General features: G+C 72.6%; 17 protein-coding genes. 8 read left to right on the top strand and 9 right to left on the bottom strand.

What is annotated here, in order from left to right:
• Positions 1-101 precede the first annotated feature (101 nt).
• The 6 genes from KHP12_RS31220 to KHP12_RS31195 all read left to right on the top strand — a co-directional run bounded on the left by KHP12_RS31220 (position 102) and on the right by KHP12_RS31195 (position 6,118).
• The gene (locus KHP12_RS31220) at positions 102-1,334 is read left to right on the top strand and encodes a serine hydrolase domain-containing protein (protein WP_211833959.1); all 1,233 of its coding nucleotides are present in this window, start codon (positions 102-104) and stop codon (positions 1,332-1,334) included.
• Positions 1,335-1,510: 176 nt separating this feature from the next.
• Positions 1,511-2,959 carry a sensor histidine kinase gene (locus KHP12_RS31215; protein ID WP_143678448.1) on the top strand — a complete coding sequence of 483 codons (1,449 nt, stop codon included), beginning with the start codon at positions 1,511-1,513 and terminating at the stop codon, positions 2,957-2,959.
• Entirely contained in the window at positions 2,956-3,909 is a 954-nt protein-coding gene (locus KHP12_RS31210; RefSeq protein WP_086885865.1) for a sigma factor-like helix-turn-helix DNA-binding protein, read from the top strand. Before KHP12_RS31215 ends, KHP12_RS31210 begins: the two co-directional genes overlap by 4 nt.
• A gap of 267 nt (positions 3,910-4,176) precedes the next feature.
• The gene (locus KHP12_RS31205) at positions 4,177-4,617 is read left to right on the top strand and encodes a hypothetical protein (RefSeq protein WP_086885864.1); all 441 of its coding nucleotides are present in this window, start codon (positions 4,177-4,179) and stop codon (positions 4,615-4,617) included.
• Positions 4,611-4,925 carry a hypothetical protein gene (locus KHP12_RS31200; RefSeq protein ID WP_086885863.1) on the top strand — a complete coding sequence of 105 codons (315 nt, stop codon included), beginning with the start codon at positions 4,611-4,613 and terminating at the stop codon, positions 4,923-4,925. Before KHP12_RS31205 ends, KHP12_RS31200 begins: the two co-directional genes overlap by 7 nt.
• A gap of 95 nt (positions 4,926-5,020) precedes the next feature.
• The gene (locus KHP12_RS31195) at positions 5,021-6,118 is read left to right on the top strand and encodes an ATP-binding protein (protein WP_308289520.1); all 1,098 of its coding nucleotides are present in this window, start codon (positions 5,021-5,023) and stop codon (positions 6,116-6,118) included.
• Between the two features lie 496 nt (positions 6,119-6,614).
• On the opposite strand, the gene KHP12_RS31190 is transcribed toward KHP12_RS31195, so the two are convergent.
• The 5 genes from KHP12_RS31190 to KHP12_RS31170 all read right to left on the bottom strand — a co-directional run bounded on the left by KHP12_RS31190 (position 6,615) and on the right by KHP12_RS31170 (position 12,541).
• On the bottom strand, positions 6,615-7,385 hold the full coding sequence (locus KHP12_RS31190) for an energy-coupling factor ABC transporter ATP-binding protein (RefSeq protein ID WP_211833958.1): 771 nt from the start codon (positions 7,383-7,385) through the stop codon (positions 6,615-6,617).
• Positions 7,382-8,146 (bottom strand): cobalt ECF transporter T component CbiQ, encoded by a 765-nt coding sequence (gene cbiQ, locus KHP12_RS31185; RefSeq protein ID WP_086882503.1) that lies wholly within the window; start codon positions 8,144-8,146, stop codon positions 7,382-7,384. Before cbiQ ends, KHP12_RS31190 begins: the two co-directional genes overlap by 4 nt.
• A 2-nt stretch (positions 8,147-8,148) precedes the next feature.
• A complete protein-coding gene (locus KHP12_RS31180) occupies positions 8,149-9,261 on the bottom strand; it encodes an energy-coupling factor ABC transporter permease (RefSeq protein WP_208653045.1) in 1,113 nt (370 codons plus the stop codon).
• 269 nt (positions 9,262-9,530) lie between these two features.
• Positions 9,531-11,783 (bottom strand): MMPL family transporter, encoded by a 2,253-nt coding sequence (locus KHP12_RS31175; protein ID WP_086882502.1) that lies wholly within the window; start codon positions 11,781-11,783, stop codon positions 9,531-9,533.
• Positions 11,784-11,923: 140 nt separating this feature from the next.
• The gene (locus KHP12_RS31170; protein WP_240812954.1) at positions 11,924-12,541 is read right to left on the bottom strand and encodes a TetR/AcrR family transcriptional regulator; all 618 of its coding nucleotides are present in this window, start codon (positions 12,539-12,541) and stop codon (positions 11,924-11,926) included.
• 150 nt (positions 12,542-12,691) lie between these two features.
• On the opposite strand from KHP12_RS31170, the gene KHP12_RS31165 reads away from it, so the two are divergent.
• Entirely contained in the window at positions 12,692-15,991 is a 3,300-nt protein-coding gene (locus tag KHP12_RS31165; protein WP_372455239.1) for a S41 family peptidase, read from the top strand.
• A 79-nt stretch (positions 15,992-16,070) separates the two neighbouring features.
• Here the strand turns inward: KHP12_RS31165 and KHP12_RS31160 are convergent, their stop codons facing one another.
• From KHP12_RS31160 to KHP12_RS31145, 4 genes are all read right to left on the bottom strand, one after another.
• Positions 16,071-16,376 carry a hypothetical protein gene (locus KHP12_RS31160; protein WP_037948236.1) on the bottom strand — a complete coding sequence of 102 codons (306 nt, stop codon included), beginning with the start codon at positions 16,374-16,376 and terminating at the stop codon, positions 16,071-16,073.
• Positions 16,377-16,495: 119 nt separating this feature from the next.
• On the bottom strand, positions 16,496-17,410 hold the full coding sequence (locus KHP12_RS31155; protein WP_211833956.1) for an SDR family oxidoreductase: 915 nt from the start codon (positions 17,408-17,410) through the stop codon (positions 16,496-16,498).
• On the bottom strand, positions 17,407-18,333 hold the full coding sequence (locus KHP12_RS31150) for an alpha/beta fold hydrolase (RefSeq protein WP_244202891.1): 927 nt from the start codon (positions 18,331-18,333) through the stop codon (positions 17,407-17,409). The genes KHP12_RS31155 and KHP12_RS31150 overlap by 4 nt, the downstream gene beginning before the upstream one ends.
• 53 nt (positions 18,334-18,386) lie before the next feature.
• Positions 18,387-19,916, bottom strand: coding sequence for a flavin-containing monooxygenase (locus KHP12_RS31145; protein WP_086882498.1), 1,530 nt, complete (start codon positions 19,914-19,916; stop codon positions 18,387-18,389).
• A gap of 161 nt (positions 19,917-20,077) precedes the next feature.
• On the opposite strand from KHP12_RS31145, the gene KHP12_RS31140 reads away from it, so the two are divergent.
• Positions 20,078-20,830 (top strand): MerR family transcriptional regulator, encoded by a 753-nt coding sequence (locus KHP12_RS31140; protein ID WP_086882497.1) that lies wholly within the window; start codon positions 20,078-20,080, stop codon positions 20,828-20,830.
• Positions 20,831-20,920 lie beyond the last annotated feature (90 nt).

The raw sequence follows: 20,920 nt of genomic DNA, 5'->3' as shown, positions 1-20,920 counted from the left end.
CGGGATCATGCCCGGCCCCGGCATGATCCTCCCGCGCGGGGCGTTGCACCATAAGAGAAACTCAGCACACACGCTCGGGTCGACATGGCGGGAGTCGGACAGTGGTGGACGTCCAGGGCACGGTGGCGGACGGTTTCGAACCGGTCCGGGACGCCTTCGCGGCGAACTTCGCCCGGCACGGTGAGCGCGGCGCGGCCGTGGTCCTGTACCGGGAGGGCGAGAAGGTCGTCGATCTGTGGGGCGGTACGAAGACCCCCGACAACGACGGCGACAACAGTCCCGGGGCCGACGACGGCCCCGAGCCCTGGGTCCAGGACACCGCCCAGGTCGTCCGGTCGGTCACCAAGGGCGTGGCCGCCGCCGTGCCGCTGCTGCTGCACCAGCGCGGCCAGCTGGACCTGGACGGCCGGGTCAGCACCTACTGGCCGGAGTTCAAGGCGGCCGGCAAGGAGCGGGTGCTGGTGCGGCATCTGCTCGCGCACCGCACCGGCGTGCCCGTGCTCGACACCCCGCTGACCCCCGCCGAGGCCATCGACGGCATATCCGGGCCGCGGGCCGTCGCCGCCCAGCGGCCCGTATGGGAGCCCGGTACGGCACACGGCTACCACGCCCAGACGTACAGCTGGCTGCTGGGCGAGCTGGTGCGCAGGGTCACCGGGCGGACCATCGGGCGCTGGATCGCCGAGGAGATCGCCCGGCCGCTGGGGCTCGACCTGTGGCTCGGGCTGCCCGAGGAGCAGCGGGGCCGGGTGGGCCGGATCGCGGCGGTGGAGGCGCTCTCCGTGCCCGCCGCCCAGGGGCCGCGGCTGCGCCCCAAGCGGTCGGTCGCCGAGGCGTACCGGGACCCCGAGTCGCTGACCCGGCGGGCGTTCGCCGCGATCACCCCGCTGCCGGACGAGAACGACCCCGCGTATCTGGCCGCCGAGTTGCCCGCCTCGGGCGGGGTGGCGACCGCCGAGGCACTGGCGCGCTTCTACGCGGCGCTGATCGGCCCGCTGCCCTCGGCCCGTACGGCCCGCTCGGGGGGCAGGCTGTTCGCCCCGGCGACGCTGACGATGGCCCGCACCGAGGAGTCCGCGGGCCCTGACCGGGTCCTGGTCGTCGGCACCCGGTTCGGCCTCGGCTATATGCTGCACGGCCCGGCCTGCCCGCTGCTGGGTCCGGGCTCCTTCGGCCACCCGGGGCGCGGCGGGTCCCTCGCCTTCGCCGACCCGGAGGCGCGCATCGGCTTTGCCTACGTCACCAACGGTATGCGGCGCGGTGTCACCGCCGATCCGCGTGCGCAGGCGCTCGTGCGCGCGGTGCGGGCCAGCCTGGCGGCGCGGGAGGCGTAACGGAACGGCCCGCCGCTGGTGCGGTGGGGCGGCGCGGAAGAGCAGGCGCCACGCGCCCCCGGTATGCCTCCGAGCGCCCTCCCGCACCCGCACACGCGGGTCCGCCAGGGCCAAGGGTCCCTATTGCGCCGCCCCCGGCCACCGCACACTGGAATCCGGGGGAAATCGGGGGGCACGTGGCTCGGTTACGGGGGCGGCTGCGGCCGCGTTCATGGGCGTGGGCGTGGGCGTGGACACGCGAGGAACGACAGCGGGGGCGCGGGCGGGCGCCGCGCCCCACCGACGGATATCACCAGGTCGCCGAACCGCCGGCCGACCGGCACCGGCTGGCCCGCCGGGACATGGAATGGCAGATGCTGCGCATCCTGCTGATCTTCCGACTGATGCACGGCATCCAGCTGGCGGTCACGGTGCCCGGGATCGCGGGCCGTCTGCCGCACCGCGGCGGGGCATTGCTGCTGCTGATCGCGGTGGTGGCCGAATCCCTGTGGTTCGTCGCGCGCATAGTCCGCAACCACCGGCGGATGCTCGCGGACGACACCGAGCGGGAGCGCGCGGGCGTCCGGCCCGATCCGCGGGATCCGCCGCCGACCACGTACGACGGTGTGGCGGCCGGTGTGGAGCTGTGCTCGGCCGTGCTGTTCCTGTGGGCGTGTGCCCTGGTCATGGGCCCGCACCGGTCGCAGGACATGGCCCCGCTGCTGGTGCTGACCACCGAGCAGATCTCGGCCGCGGGCATCGGTTCGGCGCTCGGCCGGCCACGGCGGGTGCTGGTCATCGGCACCTGCGCGATCGCCGCCTCCTACGCCGCGGTCGTCGCCCTGGGCGACGGCGGCCCGGCGGCGCTGGCCCGCTCCGATGTGCTCATCGGGCTCACCGGCTACGGAGCGCTGGCGTATCTCATCCGCCGCGGCGCCGCGTTCCTGCTGCAACTCGCCGCCGACCTGGGCGATATGAGCCTTCAGCTGCATGAGCAGGAGCAGCGCAAGCTGCTCGCCATCGAGCTCCACAACCACCTCGGCCACACCCTCAACGCCTTCCAGCGGATCGACGCCTCGGACCCCGAGCAGATCGACTCGCTGCGCAAATCGGCGGTGGTGGCGCGGGAGCGGCTGGCCACCTTCATCGGCACCGGGCGGTTCAGCGAGTCGGTGCCGCTGATCGGCATGGTCCACCGGCAGGTGGCCCTGGCCACCAACGACACCCTCACCGTGGAGCCGATCGTCACCGAGCGGGTGGTCGGCGCCGCGGCCCGGGTGCTGCCGTCCCAGGTGGAGCTGTTGGAGCCCGCGCTGCGCGCCCTGTTGATCAATGTGCCGCGCAGTGCCGGGGTGCATGACGCGGTGCTGCATGTGGACCTCGTCGAGGACGCCGACGGCGGCGAGCTGGTGGAGCTGGTGGTCACCGACGAGGGCGTGGGCTTCCCGCCCGGGGTGCTGGCACGCGGGGTCGGCGCCATGCGGTCGCTGGCGCTGCACGAGAGCCTGCTGCGCGAGCGGGGCGGGGCGCTGCGGGTGCGGTCGGTCCCCGGGTTCACACAGGTGACGCTCACCCTGCCGATCCAACGGGACAACGACACCGAGACGAGTTACACGACCGAGCCGAGTCAAGGGGGCGTCGGATGAGAGACGAGTCGGCCGAGTACGGACCGAAACAGCCACTCCAGGTGGCGGTGGTCGAGGACCATGAGATGACCAGACGCGGCCTGGTGGCCGCGCTGAACGCCGATCCACGGCTGACCGTGGTCAGCGAGGTGGACTCCGTGGAGCAACTCGAGGTGAGCGGCGCGGAGTACGACGTGTGCGTGGCCGACATGATGGGGGTGGGCACCGCCGAGCAGTTCGCCGATCTGGTGCGCCGCTCGGATGTGGTGGTGTGCACGGCGGCCGAGCAGTGGCGCCAGCGGGTGGCCCCCTGGGTGTGCGGGGCGAAGGCGGTCTTCGGCAAGACGGTCGGCGCGGCGGTCCTGGCCAATGCCGTATGGGACGCCCGCAACCATCCGCACTGGCTGAAACCGCATCTGGCCTCCGCCCTGGAGACGGCGGTGCGCGAATGCGGGCTCAGTGTGCCGCCGTACTTCGCCGATCTGCTGGGGCGCACGGCCCGTGGCGGCCGGGTGGCCTGGATCCTGGAGGAGCTGGGCGTCAGCGAGAAGCGCTACGGGGAGGATCTGCGGGACTTCCGGATGCAGTGCGCCCGGGCCGGGCTCGGCCAGCTGACCCTGCTGGACGCGCTCTACATGGCCTCGTCGGCCGAGCAGCCGCCCGCCCATGAGCCCGTGGTGTTCTCCCCCTGGGCCGCCGGGCTGAGCGAGGGCCAGGTCCGGGCGCTGGAGTGGTACGCGGACGGGTACTCGTACGAGGAGACGGCCGCCCACCTCGATGTGAAGGTCTCCACGGTCCGTACGCAGATAGACCGGGCCATGACCGCCTGCGGGATCAATTCCAAACCGGCGGACATCCGCATGATGTTCGCGATGTACGTGTGCTCCCGGCACACCAAACCGGATCTGCTGCTGCGCCGGCTGACCGACCTGGGGGCGCATCCGCCGCGCCGGGGCGGGGCCGAGCGATGAAGGGCCGAGCGATGCGGGGCCGAGCGATGAAGGGCCGAGCGATGCGGGGCCGAGCGATGCGGGGCCGAGCGATGCGGGCCCGCGCGGATGTCGGTTTCTGTCGTCACGGGCGCCGACAGCGATCTCCCGGATTTCCCACCGTCCCGGGGGACGAAAAGCGACACGCGAGGCGCGCAGGATCGGTATCGGGCCCTCGCCGGGGGAACCGGGGGCCCGCCTCTTCGGACGACCGGTTCGGACGACGGATTCGGAAGACGGGGGAAGCCCATGCCTGACCAGCGCGGCTCTCGTGAGACGGCCACCGGTGACCGTCTCCTCGGCACCTTCGACGTGACGCTCCGCGGGACGGACGCCCGGCTCGGGTGCCGGTCCCCCGGGGCCCGGAGCGACCGGGAGCGCGGGCGGGGGCGGGGCGCCCGGCGAGTATCGCCGCGCGGCGTCCTCCGCTACCGCGATGTGGTCTCCTTCCTGGTCCGCAACCGCCCACGGGCACCGGAAGCGGCCGCCGGTGCCGTGCTGCGGCGGCGCCAGGGGCCGGTCTTCCTCGTACAGACCTTCTTCCTGGACCAGGAGGGCGTTCCGCTGGGCGACACCGAGGCGTCCGCCCCGGTGTGGGTCTGCCGGGCCCGGCGCCTGGACGAGGAACTCCGCGCGGCCTTCGGGGACAAGGACCTCATCATCTTCGGAGAGGCGGGGCCGTCATGCTGAGCCTGCTGGGCATGGTCCTCCTCGCACTCGGCGGGATCGGCGCGGTCGCGGTGGTCCATGTCGTCTGCGTGACCATCGAGCTCCTGGCGGACTGGTTCCGGTCCCGGAGCGAGCGGCTGCACACCGATCCCGATCTGCGGGCGGTCACCGTCTCCGAGTCCATCCGCAACGGCAATGTCAGCTATATCCAAGGGCTTTTCGACACCTCGCGGGAGCAGTTCGTCGAAAGCCGCCGGATCGAGGCGAAGCAGGCCGAGCAGCGGGTGCGCAGCGCTCATACGCACCACCGGGTCGCGGTCTGGGGCTGAGGTCCGGGGCCGAGGGCCCGGGCCTGGGGCTCCGGGTCCGAGGCTCCGCGTCTGAGGGGCCTGCGCTCGGCCGGCGTTCGAGGGGGGGAGATCCAGTGAGGAACCTGGGAAGGGGTTCGCGTACCGCCTTCGCCGTCACCGGGATTCCGGGCGGCACCGACGATGTGGAGGCGGCGCTGCTGCGGACCCGGCTGATCGAGGCCGCGAAGGAGTTCAGCGGCCGGGGCGGACCACGGCCGCTCACCGTCACCGTCACCAACCAACCACCGGGGGCGGCGGCGGAGTCGGGGCCGCGAGCGGGCACGGCGGCGGAGAGGGCAGCGGAGACGGAAGCGGAGGCGGGGCCGGACGAGCCGTCGATCGCGCAGCGGGCGCGGCGGTTCACCGCGTCGCCACCGCTGTACACCTTCGACCGCCTGGTGCTCCCGGACCGGACGCTGGACCAGCTGCTGCGCGCCGTGCACACCGTGGAGCAGCGCCGGGTGCTGTTCGACGAGTGGGGGCTGCGCGAGATCCAGCCGCACCCAGGCTCGGCGATCAACCTGGAGGGCGCGCCCGGCACCGGCAAGACCCTGGCCGCCCACGCCCTCGCCCACCGGCTGGGCCGTTCGCTGATCGCGGCCCGCGCCTCGCAGTTGGAGAGCAAGTACTACGGGGAGGGCCCGAAGAATCTGGCGGCGCTCTTCCACGCGGCGCGCGAGCAGGGCGCGGTGCTCTTCCTCGACGAGGCGGACGCGCTGATGTCCTCGCGGTTCGAGACCGCCACCCATGGCTCGGAACACGCGGTGAACGCCATGCGCAGCGAAATGCTGACCGCCCTGGACAGCCACGAGGGGCTGGTCGTCCTGGCCACCAACCTGGTGACCAGCTATGACACGGCGTTCGACAGCCGGGTGTGGCATGTGCGCTTCCCGGCGCCGGACGAGGCGGCGCGGGCCGGGATCTGGCGGCGCCATCTGCCCGAGGCGCTGCCCCTCGCCGAGGACGTATCGCCGGAGGGGCTGGCCGGGGTGGACGAGGTGACCGGGCGCGATATCCGCCGTGCGGTGATCGACGCGGCGGCGGAGGTGCTGCGGACGGGGCGGCCGCGCGTGGGGCAGGCGGATCTGCTGGCAGCGGTGGAGCGGATCAAGGCCGGCCGCCCATGCCGAGCGACATCGACACCGATGTCCATGTCCGGCGGGTCCGGATGACCGCTCACCTCACCGACGCTGATCGCCGGTCCGACAGACCACGCGGCGAAGCCGCGTGCAGGGGCTTCGCCCCCGGCCCCCGGGATCCGGGCGAAGCCCCAGCCCGGGGGCCGGGGCGGAGCCCCGCTCCGGGGTCCGGGACGAAGCCCCAGCCCGGGACCCGGGACGAAGCCCCAGCCGGGGGCCCGGGACGGAACCTCAGCCGGGGGCCCGGGACGAAGCCCCAGCCGGGGGCCCGGGACGGAACCCCAGCCCGGGACCCGGGGCGAAGCCCCAGCCCGGGACCCGGGACGGAACCCCAGCCCGGGACCCGGGGCAGAGCCCCAGCCCGGGACCCGGGACGAAGCCCCAGCCGGGGGCCCGGGACGGAACCCCAGCCGGGGGCCCGGGGCAGAGCCCCAGCCCGGGGCCCGGGGCGGAGCCCCGGTTTCGGGAAGGGGCGGGGAGGGGAACAGCCCGCCGCAGGCGCCAAGCGCCGGCGGACACCCCCAGCCCGTCACCTCACCGGCACCGTCACCGAACGCGGGTCAAAGCCGAAGGGAAGCTCCAGCCGGTGCTCACGCATCAGCCCCTCGTCGCACAGCAGCTCCTGCGTTCCGCCGTCCGCCGCGATCACCCCGCCGCTGAGCACCACCGAGCGCGGGCACAACTCCAGCGCGTACGGCAGATCGTGGGTGACCATCAGCACGGTCACCTCCAGGGACCGCAGGATGTCGGCGAGTTCGCGGCGCGAGGCCGGATCGAGGTTGGACGAGGGCTCGTCCAGGACCAGGATCTCCGGCTCCATGGCCAGTACGGTCGCCACGGCCACCCGCCGCCGCTGCCCGAAGGAGAGGTGGTGCGGCGGCCGGTCGGCGAACTCCGCCATCCCGACCCGCTCCAGCGCGTGGCGCACCCGCTCCTCCAGCTCCGCGCCGCGCAGCCCCGCCGCGGCCGGGCCGAAGGCCACGTCCTCGCGCACGGTCGGCATGAACAGCTGGTCGTCCGGGTCCTGGAAGACGATGCCCACCCGGCGGCGGATCTCGGCCAGATGCGCCTTCGCCACCGGCAGCCCCGCGACCGTGACCGTCCCGGCGCCCGCCGTAAGGATGCCGTTGAGGTGCAGCACGAGCGTGGTCTTGCCCGCGCCATTGGGCCCCAGGAGCGCCACCCGCTCGCCGCGGGCCACGGTCAGATCGACGCCGTAGAGGGCCTGGTGGCCGTCGGGGTAGGCATAGGCCAGACCGGACACCTGGAGGGACGGCGGAGTGGTGGCGGGGTCGGTCATGGCAGCATCCATCCGGTCAGGCAGACCGCCAGCGCGGTCAGCGGGAGGGCGGCGGCGTACATCCACTGGGTACGGGACGCCGTCACATCGTCGATCACCGGCATGGTGCCCGTATAGCCCCGGCTGACCATCGCCAGATGGACCCGCTCGCCCCGTTCGTAGGAGCGGATGAACAGCGCCCCGGCCGAGGAGGCGAGCACGCCCCAGTGCCGCACCCCGCGCGCCTCGAAGCCGCGCGACTGGCGGGCGATGCGCATCCGGCGCATCTCATCGGAGATGACGTCCCCGTAGCGGATCATGAACGAGGCGATCTGCACCAGCAGCGAGGGCATCCGCAGCCGCTGCAACCCCAGCAGCAGGGCGCGCAGTTCGGTCGTGGACGCCAGGAGGACGGAGGCGGCGACGCCGAGGGTGCCCTTGGCGAGGATGTTCCAGGCGCTCCACAGCCCCGACTCGCTCAGCGACATCCCCAGCGCCTCCACCCGCGGGCCCTCCGCGATGAACGGCATCAGCACGGCGAAGGCCACGAACGGGATCTCGATGAGCAGCCGCCGCAGTACGTACCCGGCCGGGATCCGGGCCGCCACCGCCACTGCGGCCAGCAGCACCGCGTACGCCCCGAAGGCCCAGACGGCCTCGCGCGGCGTGGAGACCACGACCAGCACGAAGCAGAAGACGGCGGCGATCTTGCAGTGCGGGGGGAGGGCGTGGACCGGCGACCGGCCCTCCCGGTAGAGCTTGTGTGCGTGTCCCGCGCCCACGGTCAGCCCCGCCCGCTCTCGGCCGTCGCCCTGCGCCGCCGTATGACGATGAAGACCCCGGAGCCGACGGCGAGGGTGGCCCCGACCCCGATCACCCCGGCGATCCCGCCGGAGAGCCGGGCGTCGGTGATGTTCTTGACGCCGTAGTCGGCGAGCGGGGAGTCCTTGGCGGCGTGGTCCTCCTTCTTCTGGTCGATCCCCTTGTCATGGGCGACCTTCTCCAGCCCGTCGGGGCTGGCGGAGGCGTAGAAGCTGACGACCCCGGCGCACAGTAGCGCGGCCGCGAGCCCGGCCCACCACACGCGCCGGGCCGACCGCCGCGGCGCCGCGGCGGGTTCGGGGGTCCCGGCGGGCTCGGGGATCTCGGAGGTCGCCGCGGCGGGTTCGGCCGCCGGGCCCTCGGCCCGCGCCACCGCCCCCGGGGTGGCCGGAGCCAGCGGGCTGCTGCGGATCTCCAGCGGACGCGCGGTCACCCCCCGCGCCCCGTACACCAGATCTGGCCGCACGGCCACGACGGCACCGACCGTCAGCGCGGTGATCGCCGCCTCGCCGATGCCGATCAGCACATGCACACCGACCATCGCCGCGAAGACCTTGCCGATCGCCACATCGGCGGTGCCGCCGAGCGCGTAGATCGCCGTGAAGGCCACCGCCGCGGCCGGTACGGAGATCAGCGCGGCCACGAAGGACGCGACGGTGACCGTACGGCGGCGATGCGGGGCCAGCTTCACGATCGCGCGGAAGAGCGCGTACGCCACGACCGTGGTGACCAGGGCCATGTCCGTGATGTTGACGCCGAGCGCGGTGAGCCCGCCGTCCGCGAACAGCACGCCCTGCATCAGCAGCACCACGGAGACGCACAACACCCCCGTGTACGGCCCCACGAGTATCGCGGCCAGCGCCCCGCCCAGCAGATGGCCGCTGGTCCCGGCGGCCACGGGGAAGTTCAGCATCTGCACGGCGAAGATGAACGCCGCGACCAGCCCGGCCAGCGGCGCGGTCCGCTCGTCGAGCTCCCGCCGGGCACCGCGCAAACTGACCGCGACGGCCCCGGCCGCGACCGCACCGGTCGCCACCGACACCGGTGCGTCGATGAATCCGTCGGGCACATGCATGACGGGACTCCGCTCCTGAGCTGCAACTATCGGCCCGATGGTAGCCCGTACCTGCAAGTCGTTCGCAAGAGCGCCTACATCGCGGGATCGCGTGGGCCCGCGGAAAACGCCGGACGGCGGCCTTCCGGGATCGGAAGGCCGCCGTCGGGCCGAGGCGTGACGCCAGGTGTTCAGCCGCGAGTCAGAAGCGGGTCAGAAGCGGGTCAGACACGGGTCAGACACGGTCAGCCGCGGGTCAGACACAAGGTCGGACGCGGGTCGGACGCTGGTCAGACGCGGGTCAGCTCGGCGTCGGAGTCCCTGTCGCGCTCCTGGGCCGCGGCGGGCTGCTCGAGCTGCTTGCGCAGGCCCTCGCCCTCCACATCCACGTTGGGCAGCGCCCGGTCCAGCCAGCGCGGCAGCCACCAGGCCGCCTTGCCGAGCAGCGCCAGCACCGCCGGCACGATGGCCATACGGACCACGAAGGCGTCGAAGAGAACGGCGGTGGCGAGGCCGAAGCCGATCATCTTGATCATCGACTCGGACGAGCCGATGAATCCCGCGAAGACGCTGATCATGATGACCGCGGCCGCGGTGACCACCCGGGCGCCGTGCCGGAAGCCGGTGACGACGGCCTGGCCGGGGCGCTCGCCGTGGACGTACGCCTCCCGCATCCGGGTCACCAGGAAGACCTCGTAGTCCATCGCCAGACCGAACACCACACCGATCATGAAGATCGGCATCATGCTCATGATCGGACCGGTCTCCTCGACCCCGAACAGATCCGCCAGCCAGCCCCACTGGAAGACCGCGACCACCGCGCCGAGCGCCGCGACGACGGAGAGCAGGAAGCCGAGCGCCGCCTTGAGCGGGACCAGGACGGACCGGAAGACCACCATCAGCAGCAGGAAGGCCAGTCCGACGACGAGCACCAGATAGGGCACCAGCGCGTCGTTGAGCTTCTGCGAGATGTCGATGTTCATCGCCGTCTGGCCGGTCACCAGCACCTCGGCGCCGGTGTCGGACGTGAACCCGCTCGCCTTGTCCCGGATGTCGCCGACCAGGTTCTCGGTGTCGATGCTGCTCGGCTTGTACTTGGGGACGACGGTGAGCGTCGCGGTGTCACCGGCCTTGTTGAACGCGGCCGGGCTGACCCCCGCCACCCCGTCCAGACCGGTGATGGTCTTACGGACCTGCTGGGCCGCGCCCTTGGCGTCGTCGCTGCCCTTGGCGTCCACGACCACCATCAGCGGACCGTTGTAGCCGGGGCCGAAGCCCTCGGAGATCGCGTCGTACGCCTGGCGCTTCTGGCTGCTGACCGGCTGCGAGCCGTCGTCCGGCAGACCGAGTTCCAGGCTGACGGCGGGCACGGCGGCCGCACCGAGGCCGAGCACGGCCACCAGGAGCACCATCAGCGGGCGGCGCAGCACGAAGCGGGCCCAGCGGGTGCCCATGTTGGGCTTCTCCTCGGGGGCGTCCCCGCCGCTCGCGGCGGCCGCCGCGGCACGCTCCTCCATCCGCCGGCGCGCCTTGCGCCCGAACACCCGCTTGCCCGCGAAGCCCAGCACCGCCGGGATGAGGCTGATCGCGATGAGGACGGCGATGACGACCGTACCGGCCGCGGCGAAGCCCATCTTGGTGAGCATCGGAATGTTGACGACGGCGAGGCCGACGAGCGCGATGACGACCGTAAGGCCGGCGAAGACGACCGCGGAGCCCGCGGTGCCCACGGCCCGTCCGGCGGCTTCCTCCCGCTCCCGTCCCTCGGCCAGCTCCGCTCGGTAGCGGGAGACGATGAACAGCGCGTAGTCGATGCCGACCGCGAGGCCGATCATCATCGCCAGTGTGGAGGTGGTGGTGGACAGCCCCAGGGTGGTGGCGAGCGCGGTGATCGACGAAATGCCGATGCCGACGCCGATGAGCGCGGTCAGCAGTGGTAGTCCGGCCGCGACCAGCGAGCCGAAGGTGATGGCGAGGACGACCGCGGAGATCGCGATGCCGATGATCTCGGTGGAGCCGGTCTCCGGCATCTCCTGGAGCGCGTCACCGCCGATCTGCACCGTCAGCCCCGACTTCTGGGCCTTGTCCCCCACCTCCTTCAGACCGTCCTTGGCGGGGTCCTCCAGCTCCATGGCGTTGACCTTGTAGCTGGTCAGGATGTACGCCGTGGTGCCGTCCTTGCTGACGGCATGGGCCTGGTAGGGGTCGGCGACCGAGGCGACCTGCGGCGAGCTGGCCTTGAGCTCGGCGACGGTCTTGGTGACCACCGCCTTGTTGGCCGGGTCGGTCATCTTCTCGCCGCTCGGGGCGCGGAAGACCACACGGGCGGTGGCGCCGTCCGCGTTACCCCCGGGGAACCGCTGTTCCAGCAGGTCGAATGCCTTCTGGGCCTCGGTGCCGGGGATGGAGAAGCTGTCGTTGGCGGGCTGGGAGGCGGTGGCGGCGCCGACGCCCGCGACCGCGAGCAGCGCCACCCATATCAGCGCGACGAAGCCGCGTCGCCGGAAGGCGAACCGGCCGAGTTTATAGAGGAAGGTGGCCACGAGAAGGGGTGCTCCCGTCGGTTGGCTGGCAGGGCAGGGATGGGTGACCGAACCGGCGACGAGAGCGGCGCGCCGGCCGGGGTCCTATGTGGTTGTGCGGGGAGATCGGGGGGAGTTTCGGGGGAGTGTGAGAGGAAGGGCTATGCGGCGCCGAGTGCGGGGAGGATCACGGCGTCGATGTACTCCAGGAGATACGTCTGGTCCGGCTGCTTGCCCTCGACGAGCGGTCGGGTGATGAACGCGCCGCACATCATGTGCACGACGTAGTTCAGGGCGGGCCGGTCCGGGGCGACTTCGCCGCGGTCGACGGCGCGCCTCAGCAGCGCGTGGAGCGCGTCGATCTCGGGGAAGATCAACAACTCTCGCAGGGCCTGGTGAAGGTCCGGGTTGTCGTGGCTTGCGTGGGCGAGTCCCCTCATCAGCGCGGCGTCCCGCTCATGGGCGGTCTCCGAACACCGTGCGATCTCCCGCAGGTCCCCGCGGAGCGATCCGGTGTCGACGCCTTCGAGCAGAACGGGCTTGGTGTGCCGCAGCGCGGTCGCGACCAGCTGCGGCTTGCCATTCCACTGGCGGTAGAGCGTGGCCTTGCTGGACCGGGTGCGGGCCGCGACGGCGTCCATCGTCAGACCGTCGTACCCGACCTCGCCCAGCAGCTCGACCACCGCCTCGTACAGCTCCCGCTCGCGCTCGGGGGAGAGTCTGCTGCGGCGCACCCGGGCGGTGTCGCGGTCCTCCGTCGGCTGATCCGTGGTCCGCATGGGGTGTCGCCTCCCTCCGAGCTTCCGAACGAAACGGTTTCGTACTCCTCCAGCATAAGCCCGGCTCTATCGAAACTACGCCGTTTCGCTCGTGGTCTCGGTCACACAACCGAGTTGCTCCGAATGGCGTAGCTCGAAAACATGGGTGGGGTGGAGCCTTACGCATGCGACGACGACCAGGCGTACCTGCGATTTCCGCATCTGCACGGCGACTTGCTGTGCTTCGCGGCCGAGGACGATCTGTGGGTCGCCCCGCTGACCGCCTCGGGTGAGCCACCCGGGCGAGCGTGGCGGCTGACCGCGGACCGGACCCGTGTCGGACCTCCCCGCTTCTCCCCCGACGGCTCCCAGATCGCATTCACCACCTGGCGCAGCCTCGACCCGGAGATCTATCTCGTCCCCTCGGCCGGCGGCCCGGCCCGCCGGCTGACCTACTGGGGCAGCACGGACGCCACGGTGTGCGGCTGGACCCCGCCGGACCAGGACGGCGCCTCCCAGATCCTCGCGGTCTCCTCCCATGAGCAGCCGTTCTCCCACTTCTCCTGGGCCTACAGCCTGCCGACCGACGGCAGCCCCGGCGGGCGGCTGCCCTGGGGGCCGGTGGCCGACATCGCGGTGGCCGACCTCGACGGCGAGCGCCGCACCCTGCTGCTCACCGGCAAGCCGCCGCACGAGCCCGCCACCTGGAAGCGCTACCGGGGCGGGGCGATGGGCCGGCTGTGGCTGCACGGCACCCGGCTCGTGGAGAAGCTGAACGGGCATCTGGACGCGGCGATGTTCGTCGGCGGCCGGATCGCCTTCCTCTCCGACCACGAGGGCATCGGCAACCTCTACTCCTGTCTGCCCGACGGCACCGATCTGCGCCGCCACACCGACCACGCCGACTTCTACGCCCGGCACGCCTCGACCGACGGCTCCCGCGTCGTCTACCAGTGCGCGGGCGAGCTGTGGCTGGTGGACGACCTGAGCCCGGACGGCGAACCGCGCAGGCTGGACGTACGGCTCGGCGGGGCGCGCACCGGGCGGCGGCCCTACCAGGTGCCCGCCGCCTCGCACATCGACTCGCTGTCGGTGGACACCACCGGCCGGGCCAGCGCGGTGTGCGTCCGCGGCAGCCTGTACTGGCTCACCCACCGCGACGGCCCCGCCCGCACCCTCGCCGACACCCCGGGCGTCCGGGTGCGGCTGCCCGTGATGCTGGGCTCGACCGGCCGGGTCGCCTACCTCACCGACGCGGAGGGCGAGGACGCCATCGAGATAGCGCATCTGCCCCGGGCCAGCGGCCCCACCGAGCCGCGCCGGCTGGCCGCCGGCCGGCTGGGCCGGGTGCACGAGCTGGAGCCCTCACCGGACGGCGACCTGCTCGCGGTCGCCGCGGGCGACGGGCGGCTGCTGCTGGTGGACACCTCACCCGACGGGGACGGCGAGGTCACCGAGCTGATCCGGTCGGACAACGGCCCGGTGGGCGACCTGGCCTTCGCCCCCGACTCGGCCTGGCTCGCCTGGTCCCACCCCGGGATAGGGCGCACCCTGCGCTCGATCAAGATCGCGCGGCTGGCCGACCGGTCCGTGGTGGATGTGACCAACGGGCGGTTCGAGGACGAGGAGCCGGTCTTCACCAGCGACGGCCGCTATCTCGCCTTCCTCTCCTGGCGCGGCTTCGACCCGGTCTACGACGTGCACACCGGCGATCTCTCCTTCCCGCTGGGCTGCCGGCCCTATCTCGTACCGCTGTCCTCCGCCACCCCCTCGCCCTTCGCGCTGTCCCCCGAGGGGCGCCCGGCGGCGGGCGGTCTTGACCCGGACGTCAGCGGGGGCGAGGGCGACGGCGACGGCACGGTGACGGTCGAGGTGGAGGGGCTGGCCAGCCGGGTCACGGCCTTCCCCGTCTCCGCGTCCAAGTACTCCTCGCTGAGCCCGGTCAGCGGCGGCGGGCTGGTGTGGCTGCGCTGGCCGATCTCGGGTGTGCTCGGCGAGACGTTCGCCAACCCGGGCGAGACCTCGAGCCGCCCCACCCTGGAACACTTCGACCTGGCGAAGGCCAAGCGCACCGAACTCACCGGTGAGCTGGACTGGTTCGTGGTCAGCGGCGACGGCACCCGGCTGGTGGCCTACGACGACGGCGATCTGCGCGCGATGCCCGCCACCGAGTCGGGCGACAGCGACTCGACGGTCCACCTCGACATGCGGCGGATCCAGCACACCGCCGATCCGGCGGCCGAGTGGCGGCAGGCGTACGACGAGGCCGGGCGCATCACCCGCCACTACTACTGGGACCCGGGGATGTGCGGTGTCGACTGGGACGGGGTGCTCGACCAGTACCGTCCGCTGGTCGAACGGGTCGCCTCGCCCGACGAGTTCGCCGATCTGCTCCGCGAGACCCTGGGCGAGCTGGGCACCTCGCACGCCTACGTCAGCGCCGCCCGGCGCAACGAGGGGCCGTCCCACTACCAGCGCCCCATCGGACTGCTCGGCGCCAACCTCACCCGCTTGCCCAAGGACGGGCGGTGGACGGTGGCCCGCATCCTGCCCGGTGAGTCCTCCGACTCCCGGGCCCGCTCGCCGCTGGCCGGTCTGGGCATCCGGGACGGCGCCGTGCTCACCCATGTCGACGGGCGCCCGGTGGACCCGGTGGCCGGCCCGTATCCGCTGCTGACGGCCGCGGGCGGCACGACGGTGGAGCTGACCTTCGAGTCGCCGGACGGCGAGGGGCCGCCGCGCCGGGTCGCGGTCTCCCCGCTGATTGACGACCGGCCGCTGCGCTACCAGGACTGGGTCGCCCAGCGCCGGTCCGTGGTGCGGGAGTTGAGCGACGGGCGGTGCGGCTATCTCCACATCCCCGACATGGGCGGCTCCGGCTGGGCGCAGTTCAACCGCGATCTACGCCGCGAGATGTCGCTGCCCGCGCTGATCGTGGACGTCCGGGGCAACGCGGGAGGCAACATCAGCGAGCTGGTGGTGGAGAAGCTCACCCGCAAGGTCATGGGCTGGGACCTGACCCGCAACGCCCAGCCGGTGTCGTACTCCAGCAACGCGCCGCGCGGGCCGATCGTCGCCGTCGCCGACGAGGCGACCTCCTCCGACGGCGACATGATCACCGCGGCCTTCAAGATCCAGGGCATCGGGCCGGTGGTGGGGCTGCGCACCTGGGGCGGGGTGGTCGGGATGACCGGGCGTCACCGCCTCGGCGACGGCACGTCGATCACGGTGCCGATGAACGCCGCGTGGTTCGACGCCTACCGCTGGGGCGTGGAGAACCACGGTGTGGAGCCGGACATCGAGGCGCCGCGCTCCCCCGTGGACTGGGCGGAGGGCCGCCATCCACAACTCGGGGTCGCCGTCCGTACGGCGCTCGATCTGCTGGAGCGGCATCCGGCCGCGACCCCACCGGACTACTCGGACGTCCCCGACCTGCGCCGCCCCCAACTGCCACCACGCAACGGGGAGTGAGGGTGCAGGCGCAGGGGTGTATCCCCATGGTCGACCATGGGGATACACCCCTCCCGCCCTCTGTGCCGCCCTCGGTGCGTCACATCTCTTCGAAGGGCTCCTGGTCCATCATCTCGTCGCCCATGCCCGGCTGACGGCGCTCACGGCCCATCCGCTGGGACTGCCCCTGGGCCTCCGGCCGGTCCTGACGGCCGCGGCGCTGCTCCTGCCCGGGCTCCCGGCGGGAGCGCTCCTCCATGCGCTCACCGGACTGCATGCGCTCACCGGACTGCCTCTGCTGACCGGACTGCGTCTGCTGACCGCGCCGCGGCTCCTGGCTCCGCCCGCCCTGCTGCTTCCGCTTGGCCTGCTGAGCCTTCTCGTTCGACTGGTCCTTGGGGCCCATGTGTCACTCCTCATCGGGTGAATGGCGTCGGGCCCGACAAGAGTTACACGCACTGACTTTCTCCGCATTCCGGACCGGAGGAGTCGAAGAACACGCAGGTCAGGGCGGTTGACGGAGCGTTACTGGTGACGCTCCGTGCCCACGGTGCCCGACGTGCGCGCCTTCTCGTCCGCCGCGCCGCCCTCGCCCACCAGACCGCCCCGCTCCTCCCGGGTCGCCGCCAGCCGCGGCTCGGCGCGGCGCATCTCGCGCCGCCCCACGGCATGGATGAACGCCGGGAGATAGCCGCGCATCGACTGCATACCGCGCAACCACCACTGCGCGTACACATGCGCCGACCGGCGCTCGATGCCCGCCACCAGCCGCTCCACCGCCGGGCCCAGCGGATAGGTGCGGCCCGCGGGCCAGGGCAGCCGCTGCCGCAGCTCGCGCATCACCTCGTCGCGGTCGGCGCCGCGCACCATATCGGTGTCCGTCCAGCTCAGATAGCCCACGCCGACCCGGACCCCACGGTGGCCCACCTCGGCCCGCAGACTGTGGGCGAACGCCTCGACCCCGGACTTGGACGCGCAGTACGCCGTCATCATGGGCGCGGGCGCGATCGCGGCGAGCGAGGCGATCTGGAGCAGATAGCCGCGGCTCGCGGTCAGCGCGGGCAGGAAGGCACGGGCCGTGGTGGCGCTGCCCAGCAGATTGACCTCGATCACGCGCCGCCAGGCCGTCTCATCGGTGTCGAGGAACGGACCGGCCTGGGCCACGCCCGCGTTGGCGCAGACGATGTCCACCGCGCCGAACCGCGCCACGACCTCCTCCGCCACCCGTGCCATCGCCTCGGTGTCGGTGACATCGGCGTGCCAGTAGGCGGAGTCGGTGGGCAGCCGCTCCGAGATCCGCTTCAGCTCCTCGGGCTCCAGGCCCACCAGGGCGACCTTCGCGCCGCGTGCGGAGAGCTTGCGGGCGAGCAGCTCGCCGACGCCCCGCGCCGCACCCGTCACCACCGCGACCTGGCCCTCAAGGCCCCTGCGCGCACTCATGCCGTCTGCTCCTTCGCTTCCACTTGGGATTCCTGAGGGGCTGTGGGATCGGTTCCCCGGGATGTCCCGTACTCCTCGACCAGGCCGCGGATCACCCCGGTGACCGCCTCGGGATCCTCCAGCGGGGTCATATGGCCGAGCCCCGGGAGCTCGGTCAGACCGGTGCAGTGCGGCAGCGCGGCGGCGAGGGCGTGGGCGTGCTCGGTCGGGGTGAGCCGGTCGGCGGTGCCGACGATGACGGCCGTGGGCATGGTCAGTTGGCCGATCCGCGCGTCCAGTTCGAGGGCGGCCAGGACCCGGCCCCACCCGGCGCGTACGACGCGGGGGCAGGCGTGCAGGATCCGCGCGGCCACCTCCACCGTGGCCGGGTCGGCGCCTGGGCCCATCGTGACGTACCGCACCAGCCGCTTGGAGAGCGGCGTGACCGGGCCCAGCGGGGCGCGTGAGCCGAGCAGCAGGCGGTGCACCCGCGCCCGCGCCCGCGGGGAGCGCAGCGGCACCACCCGAGACCGCTCCATCAGCCGTGCGGCACCGGTGCTGCACAGCACCGCGGCGGCCGCACGCTCGCGCAACACGGGACGGTCGGCGGCGGCCATCAGCGTCATCGCACCCATGGAGTGGCCCGCCAGCACGGCCCGCCGACCCAGCGGAATGACCGCTTCCACCACCGCCACCAGATCGTCGGCCAGGGCCTCGGTGCTGTAGCCGCCGGGCCCTGGGGCCGGGCTGCGGCCATGGCCGCGCTGGTCGTAGAGGATCACCCGGTGGTCGGTCGAGAGTGCGCGCACCACCGGGGCCCAGAAGGCCGTGGAGCAGACCCAGCCGTGCGCGAGCACGACGGCCGGGGCGCCCTCGGGCCCGTGCAGCTCCGTGTGGATCCGGCTGCCGTCGGCCGAGACCACCGTCAGCTCGCGCTCCGGCACGGGCGGGGCGTACGGCCCCGAGGGCGGCGAAGGGGGCGGCGAAGGGACCCGCCTCACCGCGATCCCCTCCCCGCACCGGCCGTGGACACCGTGGCCTTGACCGGCCCGGTGCGCGGCCGCACCACCGTGTACTCGGCGAGGTCCACGCGTCGGGTGACCCTTCGCAGCTCGGACGTCGTGCCGGGCCACAGGGTGGTGTTGCGGCCGTTGTCGAGGTACCAGCTGTCACAGCCTCCGGTGTTCCACACCGTGCGTGCCATCCTTTCCTGGATCATGTCGGTGTAGGCGCGCACCGCCGACGGCCGGGCGTCCAGCGCGACCTTGCCGCCGAGGGTGTCCAACTGGCGCAGATAGTCGGCCATATAGGCCAGCTGCGCCTCGATGACGAGGATCATCGAGCTGTTCCCGAGGCCGGTGTTGGGCCCGATGATGGTCAGGAAGTTGGGGAAACCCGCGGGACTGGTGCCGCGCAGCGCCTCCATCCCGCCCTTCCACTCCTCCGCGAGCGTCGTCCCGCGCGCCCCGGTCACCCGCTGGGCTATGGGGACGTCGGTCACATGGAAGCCGGTGCCGAAGATGATCACGTCGGCCTCGGTCTCGGTGCCGTCGGCACCGACCAGAGTGCTGCCGCGCACCTCACTCAACCCCGTCGGGACCACGTCCACATGCGGCTGGGCGAGCGCCGGATAGTAGTCGTTGGAGAGCAGGATGCGCTTGCAGCCGATGCGGTAGTCGGGGGTCAGCGCCGCCCGCAGCCCCGGGTCCTTGATGGCCCGTCGCATATGGGCGCCGGCCAGCCGCTCGACGAACCGCATCTCGCCCGGCCGCTTGGTGAAGGCCCCGACCTGGAGCTCCCGGATGCCCCACAGCACCCCGCGGCGCAGCGACCGGGTGGCCGGGATCTTCGAGTGCAGCCATCGCTCGAGGCCGCTGATCCGGCGGTCCATCCGCGGCAGCACCCAGGGCGGGGTGCGCTGGAAGAGGGTGAGCCGGCCGACCTCGCGCTGGATGGCGGGGACGATCTGGATGGCCGAGGCGCCGGTGCCGATCATCGCCACGCGCTTGCCGCGCAGATCGGTGGTGTGGTCCCAGCGCGCGGAGTGGAAGACGGCACCGGGGAAGCCGTCGAGCCCCGGGACGTCGGGGATCCGGGGATCGGCGAGCGGACCGGTGGCACTCACCACGACATCGGCGGTCAGCGAGCCCCGCGCCGTCTCCACCTCCCAGTGCACCGCTTCGGTGTCCCAGCGCAGGGACCGCACCTCGGCGCCGAAGCGCAGGTGCGGCCGCAGCCCGAAGGTGTCGGCGACCCGCTCCAGATAGGCGCGGATATGGGGCTGACCGGAGAAGTTCCGCGGCCAGTCGGGGTTGGGCGCGAAAGAGAAGGAGTACAGATGCGACGGGACATCGCAGGCACAGCCCGGATAGGTGTTGTCCCGCCAGGCGCCGCCGACCGCGTCCGCGCGCTCCAGCACCACGAAGTCCGTGATGCCCGCGCGGCGCAGCCGCACCGCCGCCCCCAGCCCGCCGAATCCGGCCCCGATCACCGCCACCCGTACATGCTCATGCGTCAGCCCAGCCATGCCGCCGCCTTCCACGAACGCGAATACGACCGCGCCAGCAATCACTGGCACGATGGGAGCGTAGGACAGGGATCTACCAAGCGGTAGGGGCTGTGGATAACTTAGTTACCGGCGGTTGCACCTGACCGGCCTCGGCATGGGCTTCGGCATAGGCTTCCCTCGTGGCGACGAGCGAAGCGGACGAGGTACGCGAGTACCGCATGGCGGAACTGGCCGAGAAGGCCGGGATCACCGTGCGCACCCTGCGCTTCTACCGGGAGCGCAAGCTGCTCCCACCGCCGCGCCGCGAGGGCCGGATCGCCTGGTACAACGACCACCATCTGGCCCGGCTGCGGACGATCGCGGCGCTGCTGGAACGCGGCCACACCCTCGGCGGGATCGCCGAGCTGCTCGCCGCCTTCGAAAGCGGCCGCCGAGACGTCGGCGAGCTGCTCGGACTGCCCGGCGCCGCCGCGTCCTGGCCCGCGGAGACCCCGGTCCGGCTCAGGCCCGAGGCCCTCGCCGACTACTTCCAGGGCGAGGTCACCCCGGAGAACCTCAGCACCTCCCTCGACCTCGGCTATCTGGCCGTCGACGGCGACGAGATCGTCCACCTCAGCCGCCGCCTGCTGGACGTCTCACACACCCTGGTCGAACAGGGCGTCCCACTGGCCGCCGTGCTCGGCGCGGCGCGCGAGGTGCGTGAGCATGTGGACGCGATCGCCGAGACCTTCGTCACACTGCTGCGCACCCATGTGCTGGCGGACGCCATGGAGCGCGGCGAGGACGTCGGCGAGACCATGGAGCGGCTGCGGCCACTGGCCACCAGCGTGGTGGACGCCGAGCTGACGATGGCCATGAACCGCCGAATGCGGGCGGAGCTGGGCGAGGCCCCGCCCAGGGGGCCCTCCGGGGGTCGCTCCGGGGGCCAGTGAGCCTGCGGGGAGGTACGGGTCAGAGAGCCCGGGGACGTACGGGTCAGCGGCCCCGGGGAGGACGGGCCAGTGAGCCCGCGGGGCCGATGA

Origin of the sequence: Streptomyces asiaticus (assembly GCF_018138715.1) — a bacterium.
GTDB classification, from domain to species: Bacteria; Actinomycetota; Actinomycetes; order Streptomycetales; family Streptomycetaceae; genus Streptomyces; species Streptomyces asiaticus.
The sequence above is the reverse complement of the archived record's forward strand: the minus strand, read 5'-3'. Positions and strand labels throughout refer to the sequence as shown.